The sequence below is a fragment of the Streptomyces sp. NPDC104814 genome (assembly GCF_055583185.1).
On sequence record NZ_JBVJOL010000005.1, the window covers coordinates 106,839 to 122,701 of the forward strand.

Genomic DNA, 15,863 nt, shown 5'->3' on the forward strand with positions numbered 1-15,863 from the left:
ACCGCGAATCTCCCCGACCAGCCACGGCGCCACCACAAAAACTCCGCGAACCTCTCACGCGGGGCGGGGGGCGGCGTCCAGTGCCGGGCGTCGGGTGGCGAGTGGGCGAGCCCCTACTCGTACCCACCGTTGCGCGGGTGCGGGCGCATGAGCGCGAACGGCGCGGTGGCGAGGGCTCCGCCCAGGGTGAGCGCGGAGGTGTCGACCGCTTCGAAGAGCAGGGCGAGCGCGAAATCCACGGCGTCTGCCGGGCCCGCCACGGAGACGGTCCGCAGCGACCTGTCACGGGGCGAATCGGGCGAGCCGGGTACGACAGTGATCTCCACACCGTCACGGCTGAGGAGAGCACCCTTGCCCAGCCCCAGCGACGTGTACGAGCAGGTCCGGCCGCGATGCTCCATCTTCAGGGCCCGGGCGTCCTTCTTGATGGCACGCGCATTGTGGCGAAGTGTCACGTCCTCCCCGCCGACGGTCAGCTGCCCCTCGGCGAGCGAGGGGAATCCGGACCCGAGGCCCGAGAACTCCACGTGCGGCAACCTCTCACCGAAGAGCTCGGCGAAGCCACGAAAGGCCCCCGGTGTGCCGTTGCGACGCTGCACGGTCGTATGCCCGAAGTCGCCCAACCGGCCCCGCCAACCGGTGTACGCCGAATCCTTGAACGGTTCGAGGGTGTACGTCTGCTGTTCCATGGGAGTCTGCCTCAGTCCTGTGTGATCGCTGTTCGTTTCGACCGAGACGGCTAGAACCAGTTCATCGGGTTGGCGGCGTGAGCCAGCTTCTTCGCTCCGCCGGTGAGCTTACCGACCTGCTTCCCCGTCCACTCGGCCGCAGTCCTGGCCCCGTTCTTGACGTCGTCCCAGTGCTCCACCACTTTCGCTCCCGCGTATACCGCGCCGAAAACGGCGGCCGCTCCGATCGTGAACGGATTGGGGCATACGGTCGCTGCCGTGAGGGAGGCGTTGAACCCGAACTCGGCGACGTCGGCCACATAACCGGCGCCTTCCTTACGATTCCCGAAGTGCTTGAGTGGATTTCCCTGGGTGTACAGGTTGTAACCGCTGTAGGCGGTGGAGGCCACCCCGCTGGCGATGCCGAACGTCCGCATGCCGCCGGCGACACGAAAGGCGTTGCCCACTCCCTCCAACAACGACGCACCCCGGCCCACCTCGGCGGCGCGCGCGGCGACGTAGGTGCTCCTGGTCACCTTGTACAGGCTGGCCTGGGCGGCCCGGGTGACCGGTTGCCCCGAGTGAGTGAAGCCGCCGTAGATGCGAGCCAGGGTGTCATTGCCGACCAGGCTCGTGACCAGCCGGTTCGCGCTCCAGCCGCCGACCGACGCCCGGGCGGCCCCACTCCTGAGAACCCGGTCCCAGGCGTCGCCCAGGTAGCCGGAGACGGAGTTGCGGATGAAAGGAATGCGGTTGGCGTTGCGGAACAGAGAACTGCTCGAAGCCAGGCCGGCCAAGCGACTGGGCAGCCAGGTGCCCGGCGCGGAAAGGGATTTGATGGTGGGCTGAAGGGTTTCGAGGCGGGTGGCCCAGACCTCCGCCTGCGGAAGGGGGAGACGCCTGACGAGCGTGTCCGCCGACCAGCGCTTGAGGGACATGCCCCAGCCGCGCGCGAACGAGTTGCCCACGACTACGCGGGTCAGGTTTCCCCCGTGGAGAATGGCGCGGGTTCCGAAATCGATCGTGCCCGTGACGTCGCCGTACAGGCCGATCAGATTCTTGATCTGCGTCTCATAGGGCCGCAGGGCGGGGATCTGCGCAATGGCATTCGCTCGAATGCGGTCCGCCTAGTCGTGTGCGGACTCGCCTTTCTGCCGCCGGAAGAACTCCGCCTTCGGGTCACCGCTGACAGCCATGGCGTACGCGAGGATGAGCGATTCCGGTGACAGCAGCCCGGCACCCGCCTCGGCGATGTCGCCCGGCCCGAAGCCCGCCCATTGAAGGCCGGCCGTCGGATCGCCGTTCTCGAAACGGGCGTACACCGCGCGCCGTCTGAGATCCCGTGCGGTGTCGGTCGACCACGACCGCATCGGCCTCATGGTGGCCAGCTTGCTGGTGACACCCAGCCGCGCAGCACGAGTGAAGGCCTCGTCGAGTCTGTCGGCCACCCCGCCCCTGCCGTCCAGGAGCTTTGCCAACTGGTCAAGGTCGTCGGGGTTCACCACTCGCACGCAAGGCTCCCTTCCGAGGGCAGGAGTCCGATCAAGACGGTCAACGCTATCGGCGGACTCCGTGGACCTCAGCCCCGCCGTCCTGTTCCAGGGCGTGGACACGGGCGACCTGTCGCTGCGCGGTGCCCCGATCTCGGCCCCGGGGCGTTTGATGGACCGGCTGGGCGACCAGGGGTCACACGTCGACCGTACCGGTGAACGTCAGGCCCTGGTTCGCGGCGTGGAGCCGGCCGCTCGCCAGGCCCGGTTTGACGACCCGGGCCGAGCGGTCGTCGCTGTCGGTGGCTTCCGGGTAGATCCGCCAGCCCCGCTGTGCCAGGTGGTCGGTGCTCAGCTTGAGCAGGCGGTCGTTGGACCGGGTCTCCTGCGGGTCCCAGCCCGCGACGCGGACCGAGGGGGCGGACGGTGCGCCGAACTCGTCGTTCGGGTAGACCGCCTTGGCGGTCGCCGCCTTGATGGCCGCGCGGATCTCGGCGGCGACGGCCTGCTGGCTCCTTTCGATGGCCTGCCGGGCGCCCGTCACGGGGTCTCCACCAGACCGTGGAAGGAAACGGCGGCCTTCTGCGCCGAGAAGGCACCGCCGCCGAGCCCGTCCTTGGCCGCGTGGAAGGTGGCCTCGGATTCCGACTCCGCCTCGGTGCGCATACGTTCGTCGACCGCCCAGCCGGTGGCTCGCAACCGGGAGACGAGCGCGTCGGCCAGCTCGCTCCCCGACCGGGAGTCCGAGGCGTCGAACGCGGTGAGGGCGACGGCGTCCGCCGCGATGACGGACGGCAGATCCATGACCGTCGCGCCCGGCAGAACGCTCTGGATGGCCGACGTGACCTCTTCGGTCAGGGCTGTGCGGTTGTTCCGTTCGGACACGGTGACTTCCCCTAGCTCTACGAGACGAAGTTGATGACGGAGTCGACGACGTCGCCGCCCTTGCTCAGTGCCTTCTTCCCGGTGTCCAGACCGCTGGCGAGCATATCTCCGCCCTTGTCCACGGTCTGATCGACAGCATCGTCCACGGAGTTGACGATGTCGGCGCCACCGCGGGCGAAGGACTCCCCGGTCGACTGGAAGGACTTGGCGATGTCCTGCGCGTTCTTGAACGCGTGGGTGGGGTGCACCAAGCTGTCTCCGAGACCGCTCGCGAGGTCACCGCCGGTGTCGAGGACGCTGCCCGCCATGTCGCCTCCGGCGGAGAAGACGCGGCCGGCGTCCCTGCCGAGGCCGTCGGCCAGGGCGGAGGCGTCGGCGGAGATGCTGTCCGCGCCGTCCCGGAGAATGCCGAACAACTGGCGGGTGTTGTTCTGCAGGCGATCCAACTCCAGCACCTTGACCACGGGCCAAGTGACGACGTTCAGTGTGGCCTTGGAGGCGTTGGCAGCGGTGGCCGCGGCGCCGGCCGCCACCCAGTCGGGGGCGCCGTGGTCCTTGGCGGCCTTGTAGGCCTGCTTGTACGCGAGCCGGGACGCGAGCGTCGTGATCTCGCCCATGAGCTCGTCCGGCTTCACGCGGTCGAGCATGTTGTATTTGTTCAGTACCGCGTTGAGCGGGAGCGCGATATCGGCGAAACCGCTCCTGCCGTTGAGCAGGCTCTGCACAATGGGGTCCAGATCGCCGCCCATCTTGTTGACCACCTCGGGCGGCACCTTCTTGTGGAGAAAGCCGACCAGGTCGCGTAGCTCCGAGGCGCCGGGCATCTCTTCGTCGAGGGTGGTGTGCTCGAAGGTCAGGGCTTTGGAGCCTCCGAAGAAGATACCCCGCATGTTTGTGAGGGCTTCGGTGCCTTCTTTGTAGTACTGGGAGTGGCCCGTGGCACCGTCCGTCTCGAGCCGTGTGATGTCCTTGAAGTCGGCTGGGTCGTCGCCATGCCCCTGTGTATACGAGACGAAATCCTGTGGGGCGCGCATGGCGTAGAACTTGGTGTTCGGCATGTGGAAGTCGGCGACCGAGTGAATGTTGGGTCCCAGGCCGGGACTTCCCATGAAGGTGACGTTATCGATGTTGGTGAGCCCGTTCTGAAGGGCCTTGCTGGTAACGAGGGTGCCATAACTGTGTGCGAAGATGCTCGTCTTCGCGTCCGGCCTCAGATTCACCGCGATGCCCTGGCGGAAGGCGTTCAGCTGCCGTCCGCCGACTTCCGCCTTCTGCGGGTCGACGGAGTCGCCGAGCTCCGGTGTGTCGTAGCCGAGCCAGCTGACCACAGCGGTGTCAGGCTGCTCGAAGCCCTTTTTGTCCGTCGTCAGTGCATAGCCGCCGGAAGAGAAGCCGTTGAAGTTGTCTAGGCGGTTGGTGATGCCGGGAACGCGGAACGCCACGTTGGTGGCGGTCTCGAGGTCACCGACGACTTCTGCGACCCGGCCGTCGGGATACGGCGACGCCTTCGGGTCCGCGGTCGATCCGAACTTCGTATCGAAAACAAGGAACTGACGGGGGACGTCTGCCTCTACCGGCCTGTTGGTCTTGGGATCGATGAACTTCTTCACGCGTGGGCTGAGGAAGCTGCGGAGCGTCTCTACGCGATCCTTGGTCCGCTTGTAGGCGGGGTCGTCCTCCGTCATGGTCTTGAAGCGTTCGGATTCTTCCTGGAACTCCTTCTGAATGGAAACCCGGTTGGCGGCGAAGCGCACATTGACGGGAGCGCCGTCAAGATTTCCCACGAGGTCCGGATTTGTTACTGCAAGGGCTGCCTGCTGTTCCGGTGAGAGCGTGCCGAAGTAGTCCTTCACGGCCTGGGCCTGTTCCTGCGGTGTGCCGTCCCGGTGCGCGGCGATGACGGCCTTGAGGCCCGACTCGAACTCTTTCCCGGCGCCCGGTTTCCGGGCGAGGGACGTCGGCAGGCCGAATGCGGAGAGGGAATCGAAAGGAGACTCGGCAGGCGCTCTGAGGATATGAGCTCGTCTGCGCAGATCGGCGGCTGTTTCACCTAACCAGGTGGCGATCGCAGGCAACCCGGACAGCTCATCGGTGACACCCAGGGTGGAGGCCCGCAACTTCAGATGAGGTATTTCTCCCGCCTTGCTGTCCAGGGACTTCGCAAGCCGGTCGAGCATCTCTGGATCCGCATAAACTAACGCCATGTCTAGTACGCTGTCCCATCGATAGGCTGCCGGAGCCGGGAATCGGAACCGGCGCCGGTGAATGTGGAGAGATAGCGGGGGATCTTCGTGGGAGCACAGGAAGAGGCGGGAAAGATCCGGCAGCTGGCGGAGGACGTCCGCAAGTTGCTCGACCAGCCGATCGAGATCGCAGCGGACAGGGGCGCCAAAGCTGATGAACGCTGGGCGGGGCCCACGGCCGAGAAGGTGCGGGGCGAGCTGCAGATCAGGAAGGGACGGCTGGGCTCGATGGCCGATGCCCTGGAGAAGTCCGCGACTCAGCGCGGCAAGGAGGGTGACGGCGGCGGGAACTGATCATTCTTGTGCCGCCGTCCGCCGTGTCAGGGTTTGTGCCAGTCGGGGTTGCGCAGACAGTCGGTGACCACGGTCGCGCCGAGAGTCTGGCTGATCTTGCCCGAGGTGAGCTTGAAGGGTGAGGCGGAGATGATGACGTTGCCGTGCATGCCGCTCTTCTTCACCCTCCGCTCGTAGCCGTCCGGTTCGCCGGGCGAGACGGTGGTTCCCTGCTGCACCGTCCACCCGAGGCCGGTCAGATGTCTCACGACCGCCTCCACCAGGTCCTTGGGCCCGCGTTTGTCCGCGGGATCACCTGGGGCGGTCAGGTAGAGCGTGCCCGTGCGCTTGCTGGCGTCCTTGCTGTCGATCCAGTCCCATCCTCCGCAGTCACTGGCGCCGTAACTTTCGTCCAGTTTCACGTGCGGCATCGTGGCCTGCAGGGCACTCGTGACGTCGGGCCGCATGGCCTCGAGAGCATCGGTATAGGTGGGTCCCGATGCTTCTTTCCTGTCCTTGCCGCGTCCCCCCGGCAGTGCCGAGCACCCGGCAATCGTGCTGACGATGGCGACGGCGGCCAGAGCCGTCCTCACCACTTGCTGCGCTCGCATCTGAAGTTCCCCCTGTTGCATGCGGCTGCTCGGGCGGGTCAGGCCCCGAGGCAGGCGGTGTTTCCGGTGAAGGTCAGGCTCTGGTTGGACGCGTTCAGCAGCCCCTCCGCGTAGCCGGCCTTGTCGATCCTCGCGGCCTGGTCGTCGCTGTCGCTCGGCACCGGAGAGATCTTCCAGCCCTGCTTCTCCAGATACGCGGTGCTCTTGGTGAGGAGTTCCTCGTTGGACTGTTTCTCGTCCGGGTCCCAGCCGGCGATACGGACGGTGAACCGGGTGCCGGAGCAGCCGGAGCCGGCGCTCGTCGCGGCGAACTCGTCCTTCGGGTGGACGGCCTTGGGGGTCGCCGCCTTGATCGCGGCGTGCAACTCGGTCGCGAGGGAGGTTTTGACCTGCTCGCTGCTGACGGGTTTCGCCGTATCGCCGCCGTTGCCGCCGCAGGCGGTGAGCGTGAGGGCGGCTGCCGCGGCTAACGCTGCGGTGATCAGCGGGGGACGGAGGTTCACGGTGACTCCAGGGAGGGCGCCCCGGCCGTCGCAGGGACGGGGCGCCCCATTGGTCTCAGTGGTTGACGGACTGGATTTCCTGCACCTTGACGTTCTGCGTGTTGCCGAACGTCCCGTTGGGCATGCTGTGCGGTCCGGGGGCGCCGGTACCGGTCCAGGTGATCTCCCAGGTGACCGTGGCGCGCAGCTGGTACGTGCCGTCGCCCGAGGAACGCAGGTACTTCAGGCCGCACGGCGGTGTCCGGTCGGCCTTGCCCTTGGCGTACGGCTCGCCGATGGAACCGTCGGCGCCGAAGCGGCACTCACCCGAGCCCGGGAAGGTCTCCGCGTCCGGTGTGCCGGGTTCGAGTCTGAGGGAGACGGGCTTGGCGGTCGTGGTGGCCTGGAGGGTGACCCCGCCCACATTGAGGCTGGCGGTGACCTGCACCGGCTGGAACTTCGCCCGGTCCAGCCACGCCCAGGTGTTCAGGTTCACCTTGGTGACGTTCGCGGGCGCGAGGCTGACCTCGGTGTCCGGAAGGTGGATCCGGTTGTAGGCCAGTTCGGCGAGGACCCGCGGGGTGACCGCGTTGGGAACGTCGGGGGTGACGCCGTTCTTCACCCAGAACGGCATCTTGTTGCAGACCTGCGCTTCCGGCTCCATCCACCGGCTCTCGTCACGGACGGCGACCCACCAGGTGCCCTCGTCCGCCTTGTCGAGGTTGTAGTTCTTGTACGTGCCGTCCTTGTAGTCCTGGCGCATCATGCCGACGGCGGCCTTGGCATAGCTGTGCTGGCCCGGCGTGTTGATGGTCTGGTTGTACATGTCCTCCATGTAGGTGGAGAACTCCTGGGCCGTGCGCGGCTCGTACCAGCAGGCGGGCGGCGTCCAGTCGCTGACCGGCGTCACGTTCCCGGTACCGCCGCCGCCCTTGCCGCCGCCTCCGGTACTGCCGGAGAAACGGACCATGGAGACGAGGTCACCCCCGGACCGCCCACCGCTCGACTCCGTCTTGCTTCCGTTGGACGTGCCGGCCGGACCCCATCCCGCCATCGCCGTTCCCGGGATCAGGGCACAGACCCCGGCGATCGCGCCAACGGCAAGCCATCTGCTTCGCCGGCTCAGGGCGTGCATGTCTTGTTCCCCCGTTCGGACTCGAGCTTCGTGGTCTGCCAGACCCCTTGCGGGTTCTTCTCCAGACGCGTGCTGTACAGCACGTACGCGTCCTTGGTGACGGGAGTCTTGTCGACCTTGTTCGTCTTACGGTTCTTGTTGAACGCCTTGCTTTCGTCGGAGCAGTAGGTCACCCCGGCGGTGTTCTTGTCGAACACGCTGATCTTGGGTGCGTAGTAGCGGACCGCGCCCGTGAAGGTGGAGCCGGAGTCGACGATCGTCTTGACCCAGTCCTGGCTGCCCGCCAGAGCCGTACCCACTTGGTAGAACTTCAGGGCGGCATCCTCGGGATCACCGTGAACGACGGCATGGGTGACCGCGGTCTGGGCGTGGCCGGCGTCGGCCAGGACCGCGTCCTTCGTGGCATCGCCCGTCTTCCAGCCCTCGAACGACTCCGTGACGTCACCCGGCAGTGTGAGGTCGGGACGGGCGGGCCCGGCTGAGGGAGTCGGCGAAGCCTTCGTCGGCTCCCCCTTGTCCGCGCCTGCGATCGTGTCGTTGCCCTTTGACTTATCCCCGCTCCCGCATGCCGTCAGCAGCAGAGCTGCGGTTGCGGCGAGCGCGGCAGCAACGGGCAGAGTACGGCGGTTCACGGTCAGCTCCCAGTGGGGCGAGGGTCAAGTCAGGGACAGGGACGTTACCGGTGTGCTTCTCGGTTTCGCCAGAGCGAATCCGGTGAAGCGCCCGCAAGCCGCCCACGGCGGCCCCGTGCCGACGAGCCTTCCGGGTGGGGCCATGGACGCGCATGAGTATCCGTACTCATGTGCCTTCCCCGTACGGGAGTTGAGACTGTCGGGGTGTTCGAGACCACTGCCCGGAGCTCAGCCCGGCCGCGCGTTGTGTGCCCTGAGAGGCGTCGTGTTCAGCTTCGCGTCGCCCGGTGTTCCGTTCGCGATGGCCACTCCGTTCACCGAGAAGTGCACGACCGCGAGGGCGTCGGCGCGTACGGCCTCGGTGCGCAGCCCACCTCGACCGGCGTCACCGGCTTCCGTGCGCGGGCGTGTTCATGCCCGATCCGCCCCGCTGTGAGTGAACCGTGCAGAAATGATGCGTGGCCGGTGACGAAGAAACACCGGTCTGCGGGGAGTGCCTGTCGACGGGGGCGGCCGCGTCTTCGCTGCCGCACAGCGGGGGGACGGGGCAGGACCCATTGTTCAACGGCACGTCGTACGGCCGCGGTTGCAGAAGTGCAAGGCGACACCTCCACTCCAGGAGGGAACCGGCTCGCCTTGAGGGCCTTATGTGCGGCTGATACCGTGCGATCGCTTGACACTCGCCCTCGCGCAGGTTAAACGCGCTGATCCGAGAGGATCTCTGGCGAAGTGTCCGGATTGCAATGAATGCAAAGAAGTTGGCCGACAACAGCTTGGGTGTACGGGGAGCGGTTGCGTGAAGATCCAGGAGCGTACGGGGGCGGGCGCGGGACGTTCCGCGGCTCCGGCTCAGGCGTCGGTCGGGGACCGGCTTCCCACGCCGCCGCGGGAGCGCAAGCCGGCGCTCGCGGCGCTCGCGGTGCTGCTGATCCTGGTGGGCGCGCTCGGGGCGACCATGCTCGTGCTGCGCGCCGGGGACCGGATCGAGGTCGTCAAGGTGACCAAGGACATCCAGGCCGGTGAGTCCGTCGGCACGGACAACACGACCTCCGTGATGGTCGCCGCCGACGACACCATCCACTACGTCAAGTGGGAGCAGCTCAAGGCGCTCGGCAAGCTCAAGGCCAAGTCCACCATCTACGCGGGCACGGTCGTCGTAGGAGACATGTTCGCCGAGAAGGCCGAGGTCCCCGCCGGCAAGGCCTCCGTGGGGCTCGCGCTGAAGGAGGGCCAGTACCCCTCCAACATCAAGGCCGGTGACCACGTCGCCGTCTACAACGTGGACGCCTCCGGCTCCACCTCCTCCGGCAAGACCGGCACCGGTTCGTCCTCGTCGTCCTCCGGTGGCCCGCTCGTGCCGAACGCGCTCGTCAACGACGTCAAGGACAACGGCGACGCCACCGTCAGCACCGGCAACCTCTCGCTGACGCTCCTCGTCGACCAGGCCGACGCCGCCGCCGTGGCGCGTGCCGCCTCGGCGAACGCCGTCGCCGTCGTGCGCGTTCCCGGCAACTAGAAGGCGGCACCCGACCCATGGCCCTCATCGCCCTCGCCGCCGACAAGGGTTCCCCCGGCGTCACCACCGCGGCCGTCGCCCTCGCGGCGGTCTGGCCGCGGCGTGTGCTGCTGGCCGAGACCGACCCGGCCGGCGGTGACCTCGTCTACCGCAGCGCCGCCGCGCACGGCGGGCCGCTCAATCCGAACCTCGGCATGCTGTCGATCGCCGCGACCGCCCGCCGCGGCCTCGTCCCCGACCAGCTGTGGGACCACGTCCAGCCGCTCAGCGGCGGCCTGGAGGTCCTCGTCGGCCTCGGTGTCGCCGAGCAGGCCGCGGGTCTGACCGGTCTGTGGCCGACCCTCGGGCACGCCTTCGCCTCGCTCGCGGACTCCCCGCACGCCCCCGCCGACGTCATCGCCGACTGCGGCCGGGTCAGCGGGGACACCCCGGCCGTCGAGCTGTTCCCGCACGCCGCGCTGGTGCTGCTGATCGCGCGTACCGAGGCCGAGTCCCTGGCCCGGGTCCGGGACCGGGCCGCCGCCCTCGCCGCCAAGCTGCACGGCGGGCCGCGCGGGACCGCGAGCCTGGCCAACCCGGTGATCGGCGTCGTCCTGGTCGCCGACCCGAACAACGCGGGCAAGCTGGTCAACCAGGTCAACGACATGCTCGTCCACGCGCAGACCGGCGCCCGGGTGGTCGGCACGATCGCCGACGACCCGGCCGGCGCCGAGCAGCTCGCCGGCCGCCGACGCGGCCGCCTCGACAAGTCGCTGCTGATCCGCTCCGCCCGCAAGGTCACCGCCGACCTCTACCAGAGTTACGGCGCCGCCTGGTCCGTACCCGCGAACGGGCCGATGAACGGGCCGATGAGCGGGCACGCGGGGGCCGGGCGATGACCGCTGTCGACCACCAGTTGGTCAAGCGGTTCCGGCAGGACGCCGGTGACCGCATCGCCGAGCAGCGGCGTCTGGACCAGGCGAGCGGTGTCACGCCGATGTCCAGCGAGGACGAGCGGCAGTACGCCCGCGCCGTCATCGCCCAGATACTCGAGGAGTACGCCCGCTCCGAGATCAACGCGGGCCGTACTCCGCTGGACGCGGAGACCGAGGAGCAGTACGCGGCCGCCGTGCACGCCGCACTGTTCGGCGTGGGCCGGCTCCAGCCGCTGCTGGACGATCCGCAGGTCGAGAACATCGACATCAACGGCTGTGACCAGGTCTTCATCGGCTACGCCGACGGCCGGGAGGCCAAGGGGGAGCCGGTCGCCGAGACCGACGAGGAGCTCATCGAGCTGATCCAGGTGCTCGGCGCGTACTCCGGTCTGTCCTCGCGTCCCTTCGACTCCGCGAACCCGCAGCTCGACCTCAGGCTGCCGGACGGTTCGCGTCTGTCGGCCGTGATGGACGTCGCCCGGCGGCCCGCGCTGTCCATCCGCCGGGCCCGCATGGGCAAGGTGTTCATCTCCGACCTGGTCGGTAACGGCACCCTCACCCCGGAGCTGGGGCACTTCCTGGCCTGCGCGGTCCGCGCCCGCAAGAACATCATGATCGCGGGCGCGACCAACGCCGGCAAGACGACGCTGCTGCGCGCCCTCGCCAACGAGATCCCGCCCCACGAGCGCCTCATCACCGTCGAGCGCGCCCTGGAGCTCGGTCTGGACACCTTCCCCGAACTCCATCCCAACGTCGTCGCGTTCGAGGAGCGGCTGCCCAACTCCGAGGGGCAGGGCTCGATTCCCATGGCCGAGCTGGTGCGCCGCTCGCTGCGTATGAACCCCTCCCGGGTCATCGTCGGCGAGGTCCTCGGCGACGAGATCGTCACCATGCTGAACGCGATGTCGCAGGGCAACGACGGCTCGCTGTCCACGATCCACGCCAACAGCTCGCACGAGGTGTTCAACCGCATCTCCACCTACGCCCTGCAGGCCGCCGAGCGGCTGCCGATCGAGGCCAGCCAGATGCTCATCGCGGGCGCGGTGAACTTCGTCGTCTTCATCCAGCGGCGCAACAACTACCAGACGGGCGGCCGCCTGCAGCGCATGGTCACCTCCGTGCGCGAGGTCAACGGCGTCGACGGACGCGTGCTGTCCAGCGAGGTGTTCGCGGAGGCGCCCGACGGCCGGATCGTCCCGCACGCGCCCATCGCCTGCCTGGAGGACCTGATCGCACACGGCTACCAGCCGCACGGAACGTGGGGGTGAGCGCCATGACGACCACCTTGGCCCTCGGCTCGTTCGGCTCCCTCGGCGCGATGGGCGGGCTGTTCTCCACGACCGTCCTGTACGCCCTCGCCTGCGGCGTCGCCGTCGGCGGCGGACTCGCCCTGCTCCTGCTCGCCGTCCGCGGTCTGCCCGCGAAGCCCGAGCACGAGAAGCGGCAGGCGAGCGAGCGCGCGAGCGAGCTGCTGCGGTTCGCCGGGCAGCGCGGCTCGCTCGCCGCGATCGTCGGCCTGGCCGTGCTGCTGCTGACCCGCTGGGTCGTGGCCGGCGCCGCCGCGGCCGTCCTCGTCTTCTTCTGGGACCGCCTCTTCGGCGGCGCGGCGGAGGAACGTGCCGCCATGAAGCGGGTGGAGGCCCTCGCCTCCTGGACGGAGTCGCTGCGCGACACCATCGCCGGCGCGGTCGGCCTGGAACAGGCCATCCCGGCGTCCGCGCGCGCCGCCGCTCCCATTCTGCGCCCGCACCTGGACGCCCTCGTCGACCGGCTGCGCTCGCGCACCCCGCTGCCGGACGCGCTGCAACTGCTCGCCGACGAGATCGACGACGCCTCCGCCGACATCATCGTCGCGGCCCTCATCCTCAACGCCCGTCTGCGCGGCCCCGGTCTGCGGCAGGTGCTCGGCGCGCTCGCCAAGTCGGCGCGCGAGGAGGTCGACATGCGGCAGCGCGTGATGGCGCAGCGCGCCTCGACCCGTCGTTCGGTGCAGATCGTCGTCGCGGTGTCCATCGCGTTCGTGCTCGGCCTGTCCATCTTCAACCGGGACTTCGTCTCGCCCTACGGCACGCCGGTCGGCCAGCTCGTGCTGGCCTGCGTGTGCGGCCTGTTCGCGCTCGGCTTCTGGTGGCTGCGCAAGCTGTCCACCATCGAGACGCCCGAGCGTTTCCTCGTGCGCGACGAGTCGTCGGTGCAGTTCGTCCGTCCCCGCACGCCCGTGCAGCAGCAGGAGGAAGGGGTACGCCGGTGAACCTCACGATGCCGATCGTGGTCGGCGTGGTCTTCGGCCTGGGCGTCTACGCCCTCGTCCGAGCCCTGATGCCGAGCAAGCGCAGCGCGCTCCAGCAGGTCGCGCGGATCGACGCGATGCGGGCGCGCGGCTCGGCGTACGAGACGCAGGCGCGGGCGCAGGAGACCGGCAGGTTCGGCGCGGTCCGCGGCCGGGTCGGCGCCCGGGTCGCGGAGTTCTACCTCCAGCAGGGCTGGGAGCAGCGCTCGCTGCGCGCGGACCTGGCGGTGCTGGACCGCAGCTGGGAGAGGTTCCTGGCGACCAAGGCGCTGCTCGCGGTGGCCGGCCTGTTCTTCGGGCCGTTCCTGTTCGCGGTGGTCTGGACGCTGAATTTCGCCAGCAGCCCGATCATCCCGGTGTGGCTGGCGCTGATGTGCGGCGCGGTGTTCTTCTTCCTGCCCGACCTGGAGGTACGGCGCGACGCCGCCGACAAGCGGCGTGACCTCAGGCGTGTCATCGGGGCGTATCTCGACCTGGTGTCGATGAGCCTGGCCGGCGGCCGGGGTCTGCCCGAGGCGCTGATGGCGGCGGCGGAGGTCTCCGACGGCTGGGCCAACCAGCGCATCAAGTACGCCCTCGCCGACGCCCGGATCACCGGTGTCAGCCAGTGGCAGGCGCTCGGCGCGCTCGGCGAGGAACTGGGGGTGGAGGAGCTGAAGGACCTCTCGGCCTCCCTGGCCCTGGTCGCCGACGACGGCGCGAAGGTCCGCGAGTCCCTGGCCTCCCGGGCCGAGACGATGCGCCACCGCGAGCTCTCCGAGATCGAGGGCAGCGCGGGTGAGAAGTCGCAGTCGATGCTCGTCGCCCAGCTGCTGCTGTGCGCGGGATTCCTGGTGTTCCTGATCTTCCCGGCGGCGATGCGGGTGTTCCAGGTCTGACACGTCTGACGTCAAAGACGACCCAAGTCTAATGTTTGCCAGCCTTCGACAGGCTCTCGAGAGGACAACTCACCATGAACGGACGGAACTTCTCCACCGGCATCCCGGCGGTGGACTTCCTGGTCACCTTCCTGCGCGGCCGCGTCGAGCGCGCCCGCTCCGGCGAGCTGGACCGCGGTGCGTCCGCGGTCGAGTGGGTCATCATCTCCGCGGTCGTCGTGGCGATCGTCGGCGTGGTGGCCGCGATCATCAACGCCGCGCTGAGCGAGGGCGCCAACAAGGTCGGTGACTGCATCAAGGGTGCGGACGCGGGCAAGACCTGCTGAGCGCCTTCACTACGGGGTTGACGGGGAGACACGTGGGCGTGGGCGGATGGATGCGCCGCAGGATGTCGGCCGTACGCGAGGCGGCGGCCCGGCGCGGCGACTCCGGCATGACGGCGATCGAGTTCGTGCTGCTCACCCCCGTCCTGTTCTTCATGATCTTCGCGACGGTGCAGTTCGCGCTGTACTTCTTCGCCGACCATGTGGCCCAGGCAGCCGCCCAGGCCGGTGCCCGCAAGGCCCGTGCGACGGCGCACGACGAGCCGGGCGCGTGGCGGGGCAAGGCGCGTGACGTGGTCGACGACTACATCCGCCAGCTCGGCCCGCAGCTGGTGCTGTCGCCGGACGTGAAGCTGATCCAGCCGGAGCAGAACACGGTCGGCGTGGAGATCTCGGCCCGCATCCCGACGGTGTTCCCCGGCCTGGACCTCACGGTGCACGCGCAGTCGGCGGGGCCGGTGGAGCGGTTCGTACGGGAGGGGGAGAGGTAGATGGGCTCCCTGCGGAAACGCCTGCGGCGCGAGAACCGGGGCCTGGCCCTGGTCGACGACTGGGGCCTGTGCACGGCCGAGGACCGGGGCCTGTGCACGGTCGAAGACAGCGGCCTGCGTACGGCCGACGACCGGGGCCTGCCCACGGTCGAAGTCCGAGGCCTGTGCGCTGCCGACGACCGGGGTCTGTCCACGGTCGAGGTCGTGATCCTGGCCCCCGTGATGATCCTCTTCATCCTCGTCCTGGTCGCCTTCGGGCAGTTGGTCGAGGGGCGCGGCGCGATCGACGGCGCGGCCCGGGACGCGGCGCGCGCGGGTTCCATCCAGAAGGACCACGGCACGGCCATGGCGGAGGCGCGCAAGGCGGCGGAGGCGGATCTGGCGGACGTCTGCTCCGGCCCGGTGTCGGTCGTGCAGACCAGCCAGGGCTTCGCCCCGGACACCATCTTCACGGTCGAGGTCAGCTGTCAGGTGCGGGGCCTGGCGATGCTCGGCCTGAACGTGCCGACGACCCTGACGGCGAGCTTCAGCTCCCCGCTGGACCCGTTCCGGAGGTCGGCGTGAAGCGGTGGTGGCAGCGGCGTCTCGCCCGCCTGGACGACCGGGGCTCGGGCGCCGGCGCGGTGATCATCTTCGCGCTGGTCTTCCTGGCGCTGTCGGCGTTCGTCATCGACGGCGGCCTGTCCATCTCCAAGCGGGAGCGGGCGGCCGACATCGCGGAACAGGCGGCGCGGTACGCCGCGCAGGACATCGACAAGGAAGCCCTCTACGACAACGTGGGCGGCCCGGCACCGATCAACTACCAGAACTGCGACGCCCGGGTGAAGGCCTTCGCCCGCGAGATGGACATGACCGGCGCGGACATCGCCGCGACCCACTGCGTGGCAGCCGACGCCCAGCAGGTCGAGGTCGAGGTCCAGCTGACGTACAGCCCGGTCTTCACCGGCATGTTCTACGGCGGCGACGTGGTGGTCCACGGCCGGTCGGTGGCGGAGAACGAGGTGGGCTGACGTGCCCTTCCTGCTGTCCCTT

General features: G+C 68.8%; 20 protein-coding genes. 10 read left to right on the forward strand and 10 right to left on the reverse strand.

Translation table 11 applies throughout. The features are described from left to right. Positions 1 to 113: 113 nt before the first annotated feature. The 6 genes from ACZ64A_RS18810 to ACZ64A_RS18835 all read right to left on the reverse strand — a co-directional run bounded on the left by ACZ64A_RS18810 (position 114) and on the right by ACZ64A_RS18835 (position 5,247). The gene (locus ACZ64A_RS18810) at positions 114 to 689 is read right to left on the reverse strand and encodes a hypothetical protein (protein ID WP_469811494.1); all 576 of its coding nucleotides are present in this window, start codon (positions 687 to 689) and stop codon (positions 114 to 116) included. Positions 690 to 739: 50 nt separating this feature from the next. Continuing rightward, positions 740 to 1,636 (reverse strand): hypothetical protein, encoded by an 897-nt coding sequence (locus tag ACZ64A_RS18815; RefSeq protein ID WP_469811495.1) that lies wholly within the window; start codon positions 1,634 to 1,636, stop codon positions 740 to 742. Between the two features lie 159 nt (positions 1,637 to 1,795). Continuing rightward, positions 1,796 to 2,179, reverse strand: a complete 384-nt coding sequence (locus ACZ64A_RS18820; RefSeq protein WP_469811496.1) for a hypothetical protein — start codon at positions 2,177 to 2,179, stop codon at positions 1,796 to 1,798. A 175-nt stretch (positions 2,180 to 2,354) separates the two neighbouring features. Then, positions 2,355 to 2,702, reverse strand: coding sequence for a hypothetical protein (locus ACZ64A_RS18825; RefSeq protein WP_469811497.1), 348 nt, complete (start codon positions 2,700 to 2,702; stop codon positions 2,355 to 2,357). Next, positions 2,699 to 3,043, reverse strand: a complete 345-nt coding sequence (locus tag ACZ64A_RS18830) for a hypothetical protein (protein WP_469811498.1) — start codon at positions 3,041 to 3,043, stop codon at positions 2,699 to 2,701. The genes ACZ64A_RS18825 and ACZ64A_RS18830 overlap by 4 nt, the downstream gene beginning before the upstream one ends. 17 nt (positions 3,044 to 3,060) lie before the next feature. Further along, positions 3,061 to 5,247, reverse strand: a complete 2,187-nt coding sequence (locus ACZ64A_RS18835) for an alpha/beta hydrolase (RefSeq protein ID WP_469811500.1) — start codon at positions 5,245 to 5,247, stop codon at positions 3,061 to 3,063. 87 nt (positions 5,248 to 5,334) lie between these two features. Between ACZ64A_RS18835 and ACZ64A_RS18840 the strand changes: the two genes are divergently transcribed. Next, a complete protein-coding gene (locus ACZ64A_RS18840) occupies positions 5,335 to 5,580 on the forward strand; it encodes a hypothetical protein (RefSeq protein WP_469811501.1) in 246 nt (81 codons plus the stop codon). A 26-nt stretch (positions 5,581 to 5,606) separates the two neighbouring features. Here the strand turns inward: ACZ64A_RS18840 and ACZ64A_RS18845 are convergent, their stop codons facing one another. From ACZ64A_RS18845 to ACZ64A_RS18860, 4 genes are all read right to left on the reverse strand, one after another. Next, complete coding sequence (locus tag ACZ64A_RS18845; protein WP_469811502.1) at positions 5,607 to 6,170, reverse strand: hypothetical protein; 564 nt, start codon at positions 6,168 to 6,170, stop codon at positions 5,607 to 5,609. A gap of 38 nt (positions 6,171 to 6,208) precedes the next feature. Then, the gene (locus tag ACZ64A_RS18850) at positions 6,209 to 6,673 is read right to left on the reverse strand and encodes a hypothetical protein (protein WP_469811503.1); all 465 of its coding nucleotides are present in this window, start codon (positions 6,671 to 6,673) and stop codon (positions 6,209 to 6,211) included. A gap of 55 nt (positions 6,674 to 6,728) precedes the next feature. Then, positions 6,729 to 7,622, reverse strand: a complete 894-nt coding sequence (locus ACZ64A_RS18855; RefSeq protein WP_469811504.1) for a hypothetical protein — start codon at positions 7,620 to 7,622, stop codon at positions 6,729 to 6,731. A gap of 152 nt (positions 7,623 to 7,774) precedes the next feature. Then, on the reverse strand, positions 7,775 to 8,419 hold the full coding sequence (locus ACZ64A_RS18860; RefSeq protein WP_469811506.1) for a hypothetical protein: 645 nt from the start codon (positions 8,417 to 8,419) through the stop codon (positions 7,775 to 7,777). A 796-nt stretch (positions 8,420 to 9,215) separates the two neighbouring features. On the opposite strand from ACZ64A_RS18860, the gene ACZ64A_RS18865 reads away from it, so the two are divergent. The 9 genes from ACZ64A_RS18865 (at position 9,216) to ACZ64A_RS18905 (ending at position 15,841) form a co-directional block, all read left to right on the forward strand. Continuing rightward, entirely contained in the window at positions 9,216 to 9,935 is a 720-nt protein-coding gene (locus ACZ64A_RS18865) for a hypothetical protein (RefSeq protein WP_469811507.1), read from the forward strand. A gap of 17 nt (positions 9,936 to 9,952) precedes the next feature. Next, positions 9,953 to 10,813, forward strand: coding sequence for a hypothetical protein (locus ACZ64A_RS18870; protein ID WP_469811509.1), 861 nt, complete (start codon positions 9,953 to 9,955; stop codon positions 10,811 to 10,813). Further along, on the forward strand, positions 10,810 to 12,117 hold the full coding sequence (locus ACZ64A_RS18875; protein ID WP_469811510.1) for a CpaF family protein: 1,308 nt from the start codon (positions 10,810 to 10,812) through the stop codon (positions 12,115 to 12,117). Before ACZ64A_RS18870 ends, ACZ64A_RS18875 begins: the two co-directional genes overlap by 4 nt. A 5-nt stretch (positions 12,118 to 12,122) precedes the next feature. Next, positions 12,123 to 13,100, forward strand: coding sequence for a type II secretion system F family protein (locus ACZ64A_RS18880; RefSeq protein WP_469811511.1), 978 nt, complete (start codon positions 12,123 to 12,125; stop codon positions 13,098 to 13,100). Continuing rightward, positions 13,097 to 14,017, forward strand: a complete 921-nt coding sequence (locus tag ACZ64A_RS18885) for a type II secretion system F family protein (protein ID WP_469811513.1) — start codon at positions 13,097 to 13,099, stop codon at positions 14,015 to 14,017. Before ACZ64A_RS18880 ends, ACZ64A_RS18885 begins: the two co-directional genes overlap by 4 nt. Positions 14,018 to 14,091: 74 nt before the next feature. Next, on the forward strand, positions 14,092 to 14,343 hold the full coding sequence (locus ACZ64A_RS18890; protein WP_103780267.1) for a hypothetical protein: 252 nt from the start codon (positions 14,092 to 14,094) through the stop codon (positions 14,341 to 14,343). A 62-nt stretch (positions 14,344 to 14,405) separates the two neighbouring features. Then, entirely contained in the window at positions 14,406 to 14,831 is a 426-nt protein-coding gene (locus ACZ64A_RS18895; protein ID WP_469811514.1) for a TadE family protein, read from the forward strand. A gap of 138 nt (positions 14,832 to 14,969) precedes the next feature. Continuing rightward, positions 14,970 to 15,395: a TadE/TadG family type IV pilus assembly protein gene (locus ACZ64A_RS18900; RefSeq protein WP_469811899.1), complete on the forward strand. Its 426-nt coding sequence runs from the start codon at positions 14,970 to 14,972 to the stop codon at positions 15,393 to 15,395. Continuing rightward, complete coding sequence (locus ACZ64A_RS18905) at positions 15,392 to 15,841, forward strand: TadE/TadG family type IV pilus assembly protein (protein ID WP_469811516.1); 450 nt, start codon at positions 15,392 to 15,394, stop codon at positions 15,839 to 15,841. The genes ACZ64A_RS18900 and ACZ64A_RS18905 overlap by 4 nt, the downstream gene beginning before the upstream one ends. Positions 15,842 to 15,863 lie beyond the last annotated feature (22 nt).